Origin of the sequence: Pseudomonas yamanorum (assembly GCF_900105735.1) — a bacterium.
Lineage (GTDB): Bacteria > Pseudomonadota > Gammaproteobacteria > Pseudomonadales > Pseudomonadaceae > Aquipseudomonas > Aquipseudomonas yamanorum.
Genome location: NZ_LT629793.1, coordinates 6,991,912 through 7,007,890 on the forward strand (window position 1 = coordinate 6,991,912; position 15,979 = coordinate 7,007,890).

Annotated in this window: 13 protein-coding genes; 12 read left to right on the forward strand and 1 reads right to left on the reverse strand. The window is 56.8% G+C overall.

Translation table 11 applies throughout. The features are described from left to right. The first annotated feature begins 40 nt into the window (after positions 1 to 40). The gene (locus BLU46_RS32310; RefSeq protein ID WP_063030218.1) at positions 41 to 1,045 is read left to right on the forward strand and encodes a substrate-binding domain-containing protein; all 1,005 of its coding nucleotides are present in this window, start codon (positions 41 to 43) and stop codon (positions 1,043 to 1,045) included. A gap of 154 nt (positions 1,046 to 1,199) precedes the next feature. On the opposite strand, the gene BLU46_RS32315 is transcribed toward BLU46_RS32310, so the two are convergent. Then, positions 1,200 to 2,348: an aldose epimerase family protein gene (locus BLU46_RS32315; RefSeq protein ID WP_093209920.1), complete on the reverse strand. Its 1,149-nt coding sequence runs from the start codon at positions 2,346 to 2,348 to the stop codon at positions 1,200 to 1,202. A 128-nt stretch (positions 2,349 to 2,476) separates the two neighbouring features. On the opposite strand from BLU46_RS32315, the gene BLU46_RS32320 reads away from it, so the two are divergent. The 11 genes from BLU46_RS32320 (at position 2,477) to BLU46_RS32370 (ending at position 15,970) form a co-directional block, all read left to right on the forward strand. Beyond that, positions 2,477 to 3,259, forward strand: a complete 783-nt coding sequence (locus tag BLU46_RS32320; protein WP_093209922.1) for an SDR family NAD(P)-dependent oxidoreductase — start codon at positions 2,477 to 2,479, stop codon at positions 3,257 to 3,259. Positions 3,260 to 3,381: 122 nt separating this feature from the next. Further along, the gene (gene treS / locus BLU46_RS32325; protein ID WP_093209924.1) at positions 3,382 to 5,451 is read left to right on the forward strand and encodes a maltose alpha-D-glucosyltransferase; all 2,070 of its coding nucleotides are present in this window, start codon (positions 3,382 to 3,384) and stop codon (positions 5,449 to 5,451) included. Positions 5,452 to 5,660: 209 nt separating this feature from the next. Next, entirely contained in the window at positions 5,661 to 6,215 is a 555-nt protein-coding gene (gene fimA, locus BLU46_RS32330) for a type 1 fimbrial major subunit FimA (protein ID WP_093209926.1), read from the forward strand. An 86-nt stretch (positions 6,216 to 6,301) separates the two neighbouring features. Beyond that, positions 6,302 to 6,994: a fimbria/pilus periplasmic chaperone gene (locus BLU46_RS32335; RefSeq protein WP_093209928.1), complete on the forward strand. Its 693-nt coding sequence runs from the start codon at positions 6,302 to 6,304 to the stop codon at positions 6,992 to 6,994. Positions 6,995 to 7,122: 128 nt separating this feature from the next. Then, positions 7,123 to 9,711 carry a fimbrial biogenesis usher protein gene (locus BLU46_RS32340; protein WP_093209930.1) on the forward strand — a complete coding sequence of 863 codons (2,589 nt, stop codon included), beginning with the start codon at positions 7,123 to 7,125 and terminating at the stop codon, positions 9,709 to 9,711. Between the two features lie 21 nt (positions 9,712 to 9,732). Further along, on the forward strand, positions 9,733 to 10,257 hold the full coding sequence (fimF, locus tag BLU46_RS32345) for a type 1 fimbrial adaptor subunit FimF (RefSeq protein ID WP_093209933.1): 525 nt from the start codon (positions 9,733 to 9,735) through the stop codon (positions 10,255 to 10,257). A gap of 15 nt (positions 10,258 to 10,272) precedes the next feature. After that, complete coding sequence (gene fimG, locus BLU46_RS32350; protein ID WP_093209935.1) at positions 10,273 to 10,776, forward strand: type 1 fimbrial minor subunit FimG; 504 nt, start codon at positions 10,273 to 10,275, stop codon at positions 10,774 to 10,776. 14 nt (positions 10,777 to 10,790) lie between these two features. Then, complete coding sequence (locus tag BLU46_RS32355) at positions 10,791 to 11,699, forward strand: fimbrial protein (RefSeq protein WP_063030206.1); 909 nt, start codon at positions 10,791 to 10,793, stop codon at positions 11,697 to 11,699. Between the two features lie 165 nt (positions 11,700 to 11,864). Beyond that, positions 11,865 to 13,037, forward strand: coding sequence for an EAL domain-containing response regulator (locus BLU46_RS32360; RefSeq protein ID WP_231988845.1), 1,173 nt, complete (start codon positions 11,865 to 11,867; stop codon positions 13,035 to 13,037). A 156-nt stretch (positions 13,038 to 13,193) separates the two neighbouring features. Beyond that, a complete protein-coding gene (locus BLU46_RS32365; RefSeq protein ID WP_063030202.1) occupies positions 13,194 to 13,820 on the forward strand; it encodes a response regulator transcription factor in 627 nt (208 codons plus the stop codon). Further along, a complete protein-coding gene (locus BLU46_RS32370; protein ID WP_093209939.1) occupies positions 13,820 to 15,970 on the forward strand; it encodes an ATP-binding protein in 2,151 nt (716 codons plus the stop codon). The genes BLU46_RS32365 and BLU46_RS32370 overlap by 1 nt, the downstream gene beginning before the upstream one ends. The last annotated feature ends 9 nt before the right edge of the window (positions 15,971 to 15,979 follow it).

The window sequence follows — 15,979 nt, forward strand, 5'->3', positions numbered from 1 at the left end:
CTGTTTAACGCATTCAAATACAACAACAAGGAGTCACCCTATGAATCGTCGTCGTGGTATCCGTTCCCTGTGCTGCGCCGCTGTGGCGGTATCCGCCGTCAGCCTGAGCAGCCTGTTGCTGGCGGCCGAGCCGGTGAAGATCGGCTTTCTGGTCAAGCAGGCCGAAGAGCCCTGGTTCCAGACCGAATGGGCCTTCGCCGAAAAGGCCGGCAAGGACAAGGGCTTTGAAGTGATCAAGATTGCTGTACCCGACGGCGAGAAAACCCTCTCGGCCATCGACAGCCTGGCGGCCAACGGCGCCAAGGGTTTTGTGATTTGCCCGCCGGACGTGTCCCTCGGCCCGGCCATCATGGCCAAGGCCAAAGCCAATGGCTTGAAAGTGATCGCCGTGGATGACCGGTTTGTGGACGCCAAGGGCAACTTCATGGAAGACGTGCCGTATCTGGGCATGGCCGCCTTTGAAGTGGGTGAGAAGCAGGGCAGTGCCATGGCCACGGAAGCGAAAAAACGCGGCTGGGACTGGAAAGACACCTATGCCGTGATCAACACCTACAACGAACTCGACACCGGCAAAAAGCGCACCGACGGCTCAGTCAAATCCCTGAAGGCCGCGGGTATTCCGGACGACCACATCCTGTATGCAGCCCTCAAGACCCTCGACGTCCCCGGCAGCATGGACGCCACCAACTCGGCGCTGGTGAAACTGCCCAGCGGCGCGAAAAACCTGATCATCGGCGGCATGAATGACAACACGGTGCTCGGCGGCGTGCGCGCCACCGAAAGCGCCGGCTTTGCAGCCGCCAACGTCATCGGTATCGGCATCAACGGCACCGACGCCATCGGCGAGCTGAAGAAAGCCAACAGCGGCTTCTTCGGCTCCATGCTGCCCAGCCCGCACATTGAGGGCTACAACACCGCAAGCATGATGTTCGAGTGGGTCACCACCGGCAAGGAACCACCGAAGTACACCGCGATGGACGAGGTGACGTTGATCACCCGCGAGAACTTCAAGCAGGAACTGGAAAAGATCGGTTTGTGGAACTGATGGCCGCTGACGTTTCCCGGCAGCCCTGTTAACGCCGGTATTGTGGGAGCTGTCGAGCTTCAGCGAGGCTGCGATAGCGGTGGGTCAGTCACCTTGGATATTGATAGTGCCGACGTCATCGCAGCCTCGCTAAAGCTCGACAGCTCCCACAGGGTTAGTCAGCAGAGAATTTCAGCACGGTATTCTGGGTGTAGGTCTGGCCCGGATCGAGACGGGTAGAGGGGAAGTTCGGCTGGTTAGGCCCGTCAGGAAAATGCTGGGTTTCCAGGGTAAACGCACTCCAGTGGGCATAAGGTTTGCCGCCTTTACCCTTGATCGAGCCGTCGAGGAAGTTGCTGGTATAGAACTGCACACCGGGTTCACTGGTATACAGCTGCAAGCGCCGACCGGACTGCGGGTCACGAACGTCGGCGGCCAGTTTGCCGATATCACCCTTGGCATCCAGCACCCAGTTGAAGTCAAAGCCGCCTTGTTTCGGCTCGGCGAATTTCAGTTGGGGATGATCGTCCTTGATGTGCTGGCCGATGGCGGTGGGCTTGAGAAAGTCCATCGGTGTACCGGCCACCGGGGCCAGTTCACCGGTGGGAATCAAGGTGCTGTTGACCGGTGTGTAATGGCTGGCGTGCAAGGTGGCCAGCTGCTTGAGCACGTCACCTTTACCGGCGCCGGCGAGGTTGAAGTAACTGTGGTTGGTGAGGTTCAGCACCGTGGGTTTGTCGGTGGTGGCCTTGTAGTCGATGTGCAGTTCGTTTTTGTCGTTGAGGCTATAGGTAACATCCACTTTCAGGTTGCCGGGAAAACCCATCTCGCCATCTTTCGACAGGTAGCTCAGGGTCACGCCCACAGAGTCATCTTGCTTGACCGGCTGGGCTTTCCACACGTGCTTGTCGAAACCCTGCGGGCCGCCATGCAGCGAGTTCGGCCCATCGTTGAGGGGCACTTGATAGCGTTTGCCGTCCAGTTCAAAGCTGCCCTTGGCCAGGCGGTTGCCAAAACGGCCGATGGTCGCACCAAAGAACGCGGTGCCGGCCTGGTAGCCCTGGACGTCATCGAAGCCCAGTACCACGTCGGCGAACTGGCCGTGTTTGTCCGGTACCTTAAGCGACTGCAACACAGCGCCGTAGGTGATCACCGTGGCTTGTACGCCATGGCTGTTGCGCAACACGTACTGCTCGACGGCGGTGCCGTCATTGGTTTTGCCGAAGGGTTTGTGTTCGCTGGACAGGCCAGCCGCCTGAGCGCCAAGGCTGGCCATCGCCAGGGAGAGGCCGAGGCCGGTAAGCAGGAATCGGGATTGCCGCATGACTGAGCTACCTTTATTGTTGTTAATTAAATAGTTCTACTATTTATTCGGCTGCAAGGCTGATTTATAGCCAATATCGCGAAACATGCAATATAAAATAAGACTAAATACAGCGGAGTGACTGCCCCATGAACACTGCAAAACAGCCCGGCGCCCAAGCGATGTACCCGGACCTGCGGAATAAAACCGTGTTGATCTCCGGTGGTGCTTCCGGGATCGGCGAGTCGATGGTGCGTGCCTTCGCACGCCAGGGGGCCAAGGTCGCGTTCGTGGACCGGGCGCAAGGGCAGGGCGACCGCTTGGCGGCAATCCTGTCGGCCGAGGGCCATGCCGTCGAATTCGCCCATTGCGACATCACCGACGAGATCGCTTACAAGGCCGCGATAGCGTGCCTGGCGCAGAGCCTTGGGCCGATCGACGTGCTGGTGAACAATGCCGCCAACGACGTTCGGCACACCCTGGATGAAATCGACTCAGAGCGGTTCGACCAACTGATTTCGGTCAACCTGAAGCACGCCTTTTTTGCCGCCAGGGCCGTGGTGCCGATGATGAAGGCCGCAGGCGGTGGGTCGATCATCAACCTGGGCTCCATTGGCTGGATGATGGCTTCCAGCGGCTACCCGGTCTACGCCGCCAGCAAAGCCGCTGCCCACGGCATGACCCGGGCCCTGGCGCGGGAGCTGGGCCCGAGCCGGATCAGGGTCAATACGCTGGTGCCGGGCTGGGTGATGACCGAGAAACAACTGGCGATGTGGGTGGATGACGCGGCCCGGGAATTGATCGCCCGCAGCCAGTGCCTGCCGGGCAGTGTGGAGCCGGAACATATCGCCAATATGGCGCTGTTCCTCGCCTCTGATGTATCGGCGATGTGCACCGCACAGAACTTCATTGTGGACGGTGGCTGGGTCTAGGCCGGGGAAGGGTCGCCATCCCGGATGCAACGAATCGTCGCCCGGGGCCTCATACAGTAACGAACGGTGGTTCACATGCAGCCACCGCAACCGACTACTTCATGGGTTCAGGTGATTGATTTATGACGGACGCCGATAAGAAACATGTGGCCTGGCTGGTGGAACAATCGATGCTGCAGGCTGCGAAGCAGCGCGCCAAGCTCTACTCGGGGCAGGGCCGGTTGTGGCAACAGCCGTATGCCCATACCCGGCCCCGTGATGCTTCAGCCCTGTCGTCGGTGTGGTTCACGGCCTACCCGGCGTCCATCGTCACCCGCGAGAACGGCAGCGTACTGGAGGCCCTGGGGGATGAAACCTTGTGGCACGCGCTGTCAAAAATCGGCATCCAGGGCATTCACAACGGCCCATTGAAACGCTCGGGCGGTCTTTCCGGCACCGAGCACACACCCACCATTGACGGCAATTTCGACCGCATCAGCTTCGACATCGACCCGCAACTGGGCACCGAAGCCCAGCTTCAGGCGCTGGCCCGCATGGCCGCCGCGCACAACGCGGTAATCATCGACGACGTGATCCCGTCCCACACCGGCAAGGGCGCGGACTTCCGCCTGGCCGAGATGGCCTACGAAGACTATCCCGGGCTCTACCACATGGTGGAGATCCGCGAAGAAGACTGGCCACTGCTGCCCGACATCAGCGAGGGCCGCGATGCGCAGAACCTCAGCCCGCAGCAGGTCGACGTACTGAGGGACAAGCACTACATCGTCGGCCAGTTGCAACGGGTTATCTTCTTCGAACCCGGAGTCAAGGAAACCGACTGGAGCGCCACCGATGTGGTGATGGGCGTAGATGGCAAGCCCCGGCGCTGGGTGTACCTGCATTACTTCAAGGAAGGGCAGCCATCGCTGAACTGGCTGGACCCGACCTTCGCCGCGCAGCAGATGATCATTGGCGACGCCTTGCACGCCATCGACGTGATGGGCGCGAAAATCCTGCGCCTGGATGCCAACGGTTTCCTCGGTGTGGAACGTAAACTGGAAGGTAACGCCTGGTCTGAAAGCCATCCGCTGTCCATCACCGGCAACCAGATCCTGGGGGGCGCGATTCGCAAGGCGGGCGGTTTCAGTTTCCAGGAGCTGAACCTGACGGTGGACGACATCGCCGCCATGTCCCACGGCGGCGCCGACCTGTCCTACGACTTCATCACCCGGCCGGCGTATCAGCACGCCTTACTGATGGGCGACACCGAATTCCTGCGCCTGATGCTGCGGGAGATGCACACTCTGGGCATCGACCCCGGCTCGCTGATCCATGCCTTGCAGAACCATGACGAGCTGACCCTGGAACTGGTGCACTTCTGGACGTTGCACGCCCATGACACCTACCTCTATCAGGGGCAGACCTTTCCCGGCGGCATCCTGCGCGAGCATATCCGCGAGCAGATGTACGAACGCCTCGCCGGCGAACACGCACCCTATAACCTGAAATTCGTGACCAACGGCGTGTCGTGCACCACCGCCAGCATCATCACGGCGGCGTTGGGCATTCGCGACCTTGAAGCGATTACCCCGGCGGATATCCAACAGATCCGCCAGATTCACCTGCTGCTGGTGATGTACAACGCGATGCAACCTGGGGTGTTTGCACTGTCCGGCTGGGACCTGGTGGGCGCACTGCCTTTGCCGGCGGAAGAGGTGGCCCACTTGATGCTCGATGGCGACACACGCTGGATCCATCGCGGTGCCTATGACTTGGTGGACCTGAACCCCGACGCGGAGCAATCCGCCGGGCAGATGCCGCGTCCGAAAACCTTGTATGGCAGCTTGATCACCCAACTGGCCGACCCGGATTCGTTTGCCTCGCAACTGCAAAGAATCCTCGCGGTGCGCCGAGCCTACGACATCGCCGCCAGCCGCCAGATCCTGGTGCCGGATGTGCAACACCCAGGGCTGCTGATCATGGTTCACGAACTGCCGGCGGGCAAAGGTACTCAGATCACGGCGCTTAATTTCGGCTCCACGCCCATCACGGAAACCCTGCACCTGCCCAATATCGCGCCAGGGCCGGTGGTGGACATCATCAATGAGCGGGTGGAAGGCGATCTGACGCCCGAGGGCGATTTCACCATCACCCTGGATGCGTATGAAGGCTTGGCGCTGCGGGTAGTGAGTAGTTCGCCAATGAACTACTGACAGTGCGTGACTAGTTGTAATAACGTCTTCCCGGCACGTGTACGGAAATTTCTCCTGCGTGCCGAATTATCGTTTTAAACCCCGGAACTTTCACAAGAGCCGGCGGGACTTCCCTCCATTCTTATTCCTGAACGATCTATTTATAGTTCGTGTGCTTGAGTTGTCTTATACCAAGCACTGGAATCCCCAAAGATATGGAGTTTAGATTTATGCGGAAAATTAATCTGATCAACAGTGTAATTGCTGCCTCTTTGCTTGCAGTTGGCGTGGCTCGAGCCGATGCAACCATTGATGCAACCGTTAATGGCGGCACCATCCATTTCCAGGGTGAAGTTGTTAACGCGGCTTGCGCCGTAGACACCGGTTCTACTGACCAGACCGTGCAACTGGGTCAGGTAAGAACCGCAGCACTGAGCACGGCCGGCCAGACCAGCAGCCCTGTTGGCTTTAATATCCAGTTGAATGACTGCGATACCAAGGTTTCAAGTCAAGCCTCCGTCGCCTTCACCGGTGTAACTGATCCTACCAACACCGAAGCACTGGCACTGGAAAGCTCCGCTGCCGGCGCTGCCACCAACGTCGGCGTTCAGGTACTGGACCGCGTAGGTACTCCTCTGACGTTCGACGGCGCTACGTTCAGCGAGCCGTTGACCCTGAATGATGGCACTAACACCTTGCCGTTCCAGGCGCGTTACATCGCGACAGGCGTAGCCACTGCGGGTACTGCCAACGCCAACGCAAACTTCAAAGTGCAGTACCAGTAACAAGCAACTGACAAGGATGTGCGCAGGCCAGGGAGGCCAACTTTTCGCACAAGGTTTTTGTTCGCCTACAAGATTGACGTGAAAAAATGATGATGACCGCAAAGACAATTAGAACCCTGCTCGCGTTGGCGGTGGTGCTCCTCGCCAATCGCGTGGAAGCGGGCGTGGCCCTGGGTGCGACGCGCGTTATTTACCCGGCCGATCAGAAACAGACGGCGCTGGGTTTGAGCAATAACAATGACAAAGACACCTACCTTATCCAGTCGTGGGTTGAGAACAGTGATGGCAAGAAAGATGGCAGGTTTGTCATTACACCGCCATTGTTTGTGATGCAGGGAAAAAAAGACAATACGTTGCGCATTGTCGATGCCACCAACAATAGCCTGGTAAAAGATCGGGAAAGTTTATTCTGGATCAACGTAAAGGCAATCCCTTCTGCAGATAAGGCGCAACAAAAAGACAATACGCTGCAACTGGCGATTACCAGCCGGATAAAACTCCTGTATCGCCCACGCGACCTCAGCATCTCCCCGGAAGATGCACCGGCAAAATTGACGTTCAAGCGCAGAGGAAAATCGCTGCTTATTACTAATCCAACCCCTTACTTCCTGACCATTACAGAACTGAATGCCGGCACACAGGCGCTGGAAAATACCATGGTTCCGCCAATGGGTTTTGTGACCGTCGACCTGCTTGGAAGTACAGCCAGTGCGCTTAATTATCGAACTATCAACGATTACGGCGCATTGACTGCAGTGATGAAGGGAACTCTTCAGTAAACACTGTTGTGCTCATCAAGCCTTGATTATGGATCTTGCATCAGGCGGATCAATCCAGAGCCTGCACGGTTTTTTTGTGCGGGAGGGGCTATGTCGTACCTGGGTTATGGAACTGGCGATAACGCAAAATGAAAAATGGAACCCGGGAATCAGCACTTAAACGATTACTGTTGTCAGCCTTGGCATTGCTTCTGGTAGGCCCCGCTTTTTCTGCGCGAGCAGACAACTATTTCAATCCTCGATTCCTGTCCGATGATCCTGCATCAGTCGCGGATCTGTCCGGCTTTGAAAAAGGCCTGGAGGCGCCTCCCGGCACTTACCGCGTCGACATCTATATGAACGATGGGTACATGGCGACCCGGGATGTTGCCTTTAATAAAAGCGCTGATGGGCAGAAACTGGAACCGTGCCTGACGCGTTCCCAATTGTCTTCCTTTGGCGTCAATACGCTCGCATTGCCCGATGTCGTCGCCATGAAGAGCAGCGCCTGTGTTCCATTCACCCGGTTTATCAATGATGCGTCCAGCCGATTTGACGTTGGTCTGCAACGCTTGTACCTCAGCGTTCCCCAGGCATTCATGGGTAGCCAGGCCCGTGGGTATATTTCGCCAGATCTATGGGATGACGGCATTACCGCGGGATTGCTCAATTACAACTACACCGGCAGCGAAGTGCGCAGCGAGCAGGGCGGGGTGTCCAACTATTCATACCTCAGCCTGCAAAGCGGCCTCAACCTGGGCGCCTGGCGATTAAGGGACACCACTACGTGGAGCTACAGCCACGGCGCGGGCGTGACGCAGAACCAGTGGCAACACACCAACACCTATGTGGAGCGGGGCATTTCCTCGTGGCACAGCCGATTGACCCTGGGTGACGGTTTCACCGCTAGCGACATTTTCGATGGCATTAACTACCGCGGCGCTCAAATTGCGTCGGACGACAACATGCTCCCGGACAGTCAGCGAGGCTTTGCACCCGTTGTGCGCGGCATCGCGCGAAGCACAGCCAAGGTTTCGGTGAAACAGAATGGGTATGAAATCTATCAGGCCACCGTGCCCCCCGGTGCTTTCACCATCAACGACATCTATGCGCCAGGCACCAGCGGCGATTTACAGGTCACGGTTGTAGAGGCTAACGGTTCAACGCAATCGTTCACGGTGCCTTATTCATCTGTGCCGATGCTGGAGCGTGAAGGCCAACTGAAGTATTCGATGACGGGGGGGCAGTATCGCAGCGGCAATGCGCAGCAACACACGCCGGAGTTTCTTCAGGGCACTGCATTCTGGGGTTTGCCTCATGACTGGACAGTCTTCGGAGGCACGCAGGTCTCGAACAATTATCACGCCCTGGACATTGGCTTGGGCAAGAACCTGGGCGACCTCGGTGCGATATCGGCCGACCTGACGGAGGCCCGTGCGACATTGCCTGACGACACTCAACACCAAGGGCAGTCCCTGCGGTTTCTTTACAACAAGTCCATCAACCAGTGGGGGACCAACCTGCAATTGTTGGGCTATCGCTACTCGACGAAAAATTTCTACACCCTGGCTGACACGGCATGGAGCCAGATGAGCGGCTTCACGGTGGTCAGCCAGAATCAACCGGTTCAAATAACGCCGCAAATCACGGATGCCTACAATCTGAACTACAGCAAGCGGGGTCGCTTCCAGGCCACGTTGACGCAACAGGTGGGCAAGACGTCTACGGTGTATTTAACCGGTAGCCAACAGAGCTATTGGGGAACGGGGCAGTCGGACGAACAACTCCAACTCGGGTACAACAGCACAATCGGAGACATCAGTTGGGGGGTGAGCTACAGCCTGACAAAGAGCGCCTGGGCGGACAATAAAGATCAGTTGCTGGCGATCAATATCAGTATTCCTTTTAGCCACTGGATGCGTTCAGACAGTCACTCATCCTTTAAAAACACCAATGCCAGCTTCAATACAGCCAGTGATTTAAAAGGTCGGAACACCAGTACGGCGGGGCTCTATGGCACGCTGCTTGATGATCACAACCTCAGTTACAGCGTGCAAACCGGATACGCCAGTGGTGGTGTCGAAGGCGCTTCGAAAACCGGCAACACTTCTCTGAACTATCGCGGCCCCTACGGCAACTCCAATATCGGGTACAGCACCAGTGACAACTACAGCCAGGTGTATTACGGCGTCAGCGGTGGCGTATTGGCGCACGCGGATGGCGTGACCTTCAGTCAGCCGCTGAACGACACCATGGTGCTGATAAAAGTACCGGGGGCAGAGCATGTCGCCGTCGAAAACCAGACCGGCATACGCACCGACTGGAGGGGATATGCCGTGCTCCCGTACGCGACGGATTATCGTGAGAACCGGATAGCCCTGAACACTAACTCGCTGGCCAATAACATTGAATTGGAAGACCCGATATTAAGCGTCGTGCCGACGCGTGGGGCCGTCGTGCGTGCTGATTTTAAAGCCCGTGTCGGGATGAAAGTCCTGATGACGCTGACCCACAACGACAAGCCGGTGCCATTCGGCTCAATCGCCTCATACGACGAGGGCTTGGTGGGGAGCATTGTTGCCGAAGGTGGCCAAGTCTATCTGACCGGACTGTCGCCGACAGGGCAAGTAAACGTGAAGTGGGGGGACGGTACGAACGATCGCTGTACCGCAACGTACAGCCTGCCGGCCGACAGCCTGGCGCAAGCCTTGAGTTATGCCTCGGCGACGTGCCAGTAATCAAACCAGGATGCTCCAGCCATGAAAAAGTACCTTCGTATCCTGTGCCTGATGCCGTGCCTCGCGAATCAATCTTATGCAGCGGACACTAGCATTTCTATCACCGGTTACCTTAAAGACAATTCCTGTTCCGTGTCGGTCGATTCCAAAGACTTTACTGTGGACTTGACGAGCAATGCGGCCAAACAACTCAATCATGTGGGGACGACGACTGTTCCTGTTCCCTTCACGATAGTCTTTGATAAATGCGGTGGCTCAACGACTGGCGTCAGGGTTGGCTACAGTGGCACATCAGACAATGACAATATCGCACTGCTTAAAATTGACGATGGCGTTAATGCCGCCAGCGGTATGGGCATACAGATACTGAACAGTGACAAACAGGCGATCCCTTTAAACACCGCTGAACAGTCCCTCAGCTGGACGCACCTGATCGCGGGCCAATCAAATACCCTGAATTTTTATGCGCGCCTGATGGCGACCCATTCCCCTGTGACGGCGGGAGTCGTGAATGCGACTGCCAATTTCACGCTCGAGTTCCAATAAAAAAGGAGGCTGGGAATGAACGCTATGAAGACAACCCTGTTAGCAGGATTATTACTGATTGCCGGAATCATCAACGCCCATGCGGCAGACGTGACCATTACGGTCAATGGGCGAGTTGTAGCGCAACCTTGTACGGTCTCAACCCCACCGGCAGCCGTTGCTCTGGGAGACCTGTTTGCCGCTGATTTCAGTCAGGCAGGATCAAGTTCAGGCTGGTACCCGGTGACGCTGGGTTTGACTAACTGCCCGGTGGGAACATCAAGCGTAACAGCGACATTTACAGGCGTCGCTGACGACACCGGCTATTACCAGAACCAGGGCGACGCGCTCAATCTTCAGCTGGAGTTGCAGGATACCAACGGCAACAATTTGAATAATGGCAGCTCGACTACCGTCCATGTAGATGAGTCGAAGCAGTCAGCGAGCCTGTCGCTACAGGTGCGTGCGTTATCCGTTAATGGCAATGCAAAGCAAGGCAGTATTCAAGCCATGATTAACGTTACGTATACATACTCCTAGTAAAGGTGTGACCAATGAAGATGAAAATCAGCGCCGTGCTAGTGCTGTTACTAACCCTGGGGCTTTCAACCAGTGCCAATGCTTTTTTGTGCTATGCGAACGGAGTTATTTCAGTTCCCGACTCTTCCAACGTCTCCAACATCTATGTAAATCTGGACCCGTCCGTTCAAGTAGGAGGAAATCTCGTCGTCAACCTCGGCGAAAACATCTCGTGCATGAACTTAGACCCTACCCGCTTTCTCGACCCTGTAGCTATTACTTCCGGCCAGTACACTGGGCCACTCAATAATCTTACAGGCAGCATAAGCTATTATGGAACGCCCTATAATTTCCCTATTAACTCAGCCACCAAGACAGTCAACCATACGTGGGGCACGCCCGAGCCATGGAATACCATGCTCTATTTGAAAGTTATCGGTGCCAACGCCGCTGGAATCGCTGTTAATGCCGGGCAGATGCTCGCCGTCATCAGAATGACGAAGTTCAACACACCTCCCATCGCAGATGAAATATATACTTGGAATATTTATGCCAATAACACAGTTGTTGTTCCCACGGGAGGCTGTGATGTCTCATCGCACGATGTAATCGTCACCCTTCCTGATTACCCGGGAACAGCGGCAGTCCCGTTGAACGTGCACTGTGCGCAAAACCAAAATCTGTTCTATTACCTGACGGGCCCGACGACAGACAGCGCCAACACAATCTTCAGCAATACGGCTTCCATCTCCCCCGCAGCAGGAATTGGTGTGCAGCTATCTAACCGCAATGGCGTGATTGCTACCAACAACAGTATCTCAATGGGTTCAGTAGGGGTCAGTCCCGTGGAACTTGGGATGACGGCCTCCTACGCGAGGACCAGTGGGCAGGTAGTCGCAGGAAATGTGCAGTCCATTATCGGCGTTACGTTCGTTTATCAGTAGGCGCCTTCTACAGGCAGGGCCATGGACCCATGGTGTCCAGTCCGACGAATAAAAGCCTTCTGCCATACCCTCGGAAATTTCCGTGCGATATGCAGGAAAACGGCTTTCGTAATTCGTCAATAAAGACGGCAGCATGGCCGCAACGAAAACAAGGCCTGTACCGACATGATTTCTTTAAGAATCCTCGTACTTGAGGATCGCCTGCCACGCCGCAAAGCCATTACTCAGATGTTGGCGGAGCTGGGTGTGCGCGCGGTTTTCCATGCAGCCGAATGTGACAAAGCCCTGGACCTCATCACCCGTGCAGAAGGCGTGGACATTGTCATCTGCGACTTGAGCCACGAGAAACGTGGCTATTTCGATTTCCTGTTAGCCGCAGGACGGGCACACCTGGTCAATGCGCTGGTTTTAGGCTCGACGCTTGAGCCTCAGTTTTTGCGCGCGGTGGAGTGTATCAATCAGTTTTCACTGCTCAGGCTGATCGGCGTGATGGGGCCTGACGCGCCCCTGCATGACTTGAGCTCGATTCTGCGTGATTACATCAAGCACAAAACCTTCGCACCGTTGCTGGCCCCGGACTCCTTGAAGTTGCCTACCGAGTCCGAGGTTAGAAAGGGCCTGGAAGCGCGAGAGTTCAAGGCGTGGTTCCAGCCCAAGTTCGACTTGCGCACCGGAGCCCTGTGCGGCGTGGAAGCGTTGGCGCGCTGGGAGCACCCGACCCGTGGCTTGTTACTGCCCGGTGAGTTCCTGCCGGCAGTGCTGGCTTACGACCTGATCGACGAGATGTTCAAGCAGGTTTTCGCCCAGGGGCTTGACCTGCTGGTTGCGCTGCGTGGACGTAATATCACGCTGCAGGTTGCGTTCAACCTCCACGCCTCGCAATTGGCCCGTTTCGATTTGGCGCTGCACATCGAAAACGCGTTGATCGAGCACGATCTACCCGGCTGCGCACTGATGTTTGAGTTGGCCGAAAACGGCCTGCTGGATATGTCGGTGGCCACCCAGAAAAGTTTGCTGTGTTTGCGGCTACTGGGATGTGGCTTGTCCATCGACGATTTTGGCACAGGATTTTCCTCGTTGACGCTGCTGTGCCAGTTGCCTTTCCAGGAGTTGAAACTCGACAGTTCGGTGGTGCAGGATTTGTCCGACCTGCACAGCAGGGCCATGATGCTCAGCACGATTGCGTTGGCCCGGGCGCTGGATATCAACCTGGTGATCGAGGGTGTCAGCAGCCAAGAAATACGTGACCAGGCCTTCGCCATGGGCGGGACCTTTGCACAAGGTTTTCACTTGGCCAAACCCATGAGTGCACGCCGCTTGAAAGAGTGGCTGGAATGACTCAGTCAATCTGAAAATCACAACGCGCGAAGGGCAAAATAACCTGCATTGTTCAGGTGCGGTTGGACTAGACTTTGCCGGTGTAGTCGCTTGCCTCCCTCTACGCCTTCTCGTTTCGTGATCTGTGTCCAGATAAACAGAATAAGTGAGATAGATATGCGCAAGGCGCTGGTAGTGGACGATCACCCGATAGTTCGGGCGACGGTCAAAATGGTCTTGAAACAGGAAGGTTTCGAAACGGTGGTAGAAGCGGGCGACGGTGCCGACGCCGTGCAACAGGCACGTCAGGAGTTGCCGGATCTGGTGGTGCTGGATATTTCGATGCCCAAGCTCGATGGGCTGGAAGTCATCAGGCGCATCGTCGATCTGAATATCGCCACGCGAATCCTGGTACTGACGTCCCTGGAAGCAGGTTTGTATCTCAAGCGTTGTATGAGTGCCGGTGCTGCCGGTTTCCTCTCGAAAATCGACGACCTGGACGACTTGCGTCGCGCTGTCAAAGTGCTGATGTCCGGCTACACGCATTTCCCCAACCTGGCGATCGGCTCGGTTCGTCGCAGTGACGTCGAAATGAATGAAGCGCGGGTGATCGAAAACCTGTCGGATCGCGAACTGGTGATCCTCAAGCACCTTGCCCTGGGTCTCAGCAACAAGGAAATCGGCGACTCCATGCTGCTCAGCAATAAAACCATCAGCACGTACAAGACGCGACTGCTGGAGCGCTTTGAAGTGACATCCGTCGTGTCACTTTCGGAAGTGGCCAAGCGCAACAGTATTATCTGATGAAATCCGCCAAAACGATTGTTGCTGCGCTGCTGATGGTCGGGTTGCCGATGCTGGTACACGCTGAACCGCACATCGCAGGGACTTCCGACTTCGAACTCGACATGGTGTTCCGTACCCAGGGTAAATCCACGCTCTATTGGGGCATGGTGCTGGCAGGGGTGGGTTCCATCATCTGTTGGCACCTTGCGGTGATGCTGTGGCGACGCAGGGCCGATGACCCGCGCCGGGTCCTGGCAACCTTTGTCGCCAACATGCGCCTGATGCTTGATAACGTCCCGCGGCCGGTGTTCATCCGCGATCATGAGGGCCGGCTGGTCGCGTGTAACGACAGTTACCTGGACTTCCTTTCCATGGACCTGGACCAGGTGATTGGCAAGCCAATTACCGAGTTGCAGTTGATGCCGCTGTCCGAGTCCCGGCAGTACCATGAGCATTACCTGCGGGTCGTGCGCGACGGCATCCCGATGATCGGCAGCGGTAGCCTGGTGGCGCCCTACGGTGAAACGCTGGCGCTTTTCTACTGGATTTTCCCGTGTTTCAACTCGCGGGGGCGAGCGGTCGGGGTGATTGCGGGATGGGTCGATGTCAGCGACCGCGAGCAGTTGATGATTCAGTTGAAGGCCTCGCAAAAAGAAGCGGACGACGCCAACAACGCCAAGACCTTGTTCCTGGCGACCATGAGCCATGAAATCCGTACGCCCATGAACGCGGTGCTGGGCATGCTCGAAATGGCCACCAAACGCGCCGAGCAAGGCATTATCGATCGGGTGTCACTGGACATTGCTTCCAGCTCGGCCAACAGTCTGGTGGATTTGCTGGGAGATATCCTCGACATCGTGCGCATCGAATCAGGTCAACTGACGCTGGCCCCGAAAAGAGCGAATTTGCATGACGAGGTACTCAAGGTCGCGCGCATCTTCGACGGTGTGGCACAGCAAAAATTTCTCGAACTGCAGATTGAACTCGACCCCCAGGCCGACTGCGACGTGCTCGTCGACGCCATGCGGGTCAAGCAGGTGTTGTCGAACCTGCTGAGTAACGCGATCAAATTCACGGTTAAAGGCCAGGTGCGTTTTTTCCTGCGCTGCACACCGGTTGTGGCCGGCTCCGAGCTGGACCTGACGATGAGTGTCATCGACACCGGCATTGGCATCTCGCCGGAGGATCAGGCCCTGTTGTTCAGCCCCTTCACCCAAGTCGGCCAACCAGCGGAAGCCATGCGTACGGGCTCCGGGCTGGGCTTGGCCATTTCCCGCAAGTTGTGCGAGATGATGGGCGGGCAGTTGACCTTGTCCAGTGAGCTGGGGCGCGGTACCCGTATTGATGTTGCGTTGCGCTTGCCAGTCCTTGAGAGCCTTGGTCCGCCGATCGTGGATTCGATAGCACCGGTAGTGCGTGCGAAACGCTTGAGCGTATTGGTGGTCGACGACTATCCGGCGAACCGCCTGCTGCTTTCCCAGCAGCTGACTTACCTGGGGCATGACGTCGGTGATGCGGAGGACGGTGCACATGGCCTGAGAGCGTGGCGCCAGGGTGCGTATGACGTGGTGATCACCGACAGCCATATGCCCATCATGAATGGCTACGACCTGGCCCGCGCCATCCGTGACGAAGAGCAGCGTCAAAACTCGAAACCCTGCGTGATCGTAGGCTTGACCGCCAATGCCCAGCCGGAGGAGAAACAGCGGTGCCTGAACGCCGGAATGGACGATTGCCTATTCAAGCCCATCCGGCTCGGAGAACTGAGTGCCCGATTGACTGTCATCGAGCCACTGATACATCCGAATGAAGCGCCAATAGCGATGGTGGGGCAGGGGATCAACCTTGACCTGACCTCGCTGATTCAATTGGCGCGGGGCGACGAAGAGTCGGTGAACACCATCATCAAGAACCTGGCGCTCAGCCTGGAAGAGGACATGGGCGTGTTGATGCAATGCTATGCGAACAAGGACGTCGAAGGGCTGGCAACGCTGGCACACCGGATAAAGGGCGGCGGCCGGATTGTCGGTGCGCAGAACGTGCTGATTCGTTGTGCGCAGTTGGAGGCGGCCTGTGAAGAGGCGACGCCTGCCCAACTGACTGCCGCCACCCTGGCCTTGGAGCAAGCCATGATCTCACTGAAAGCGGCCTTGATTGCCCTGGTGTGAAATGGGGTC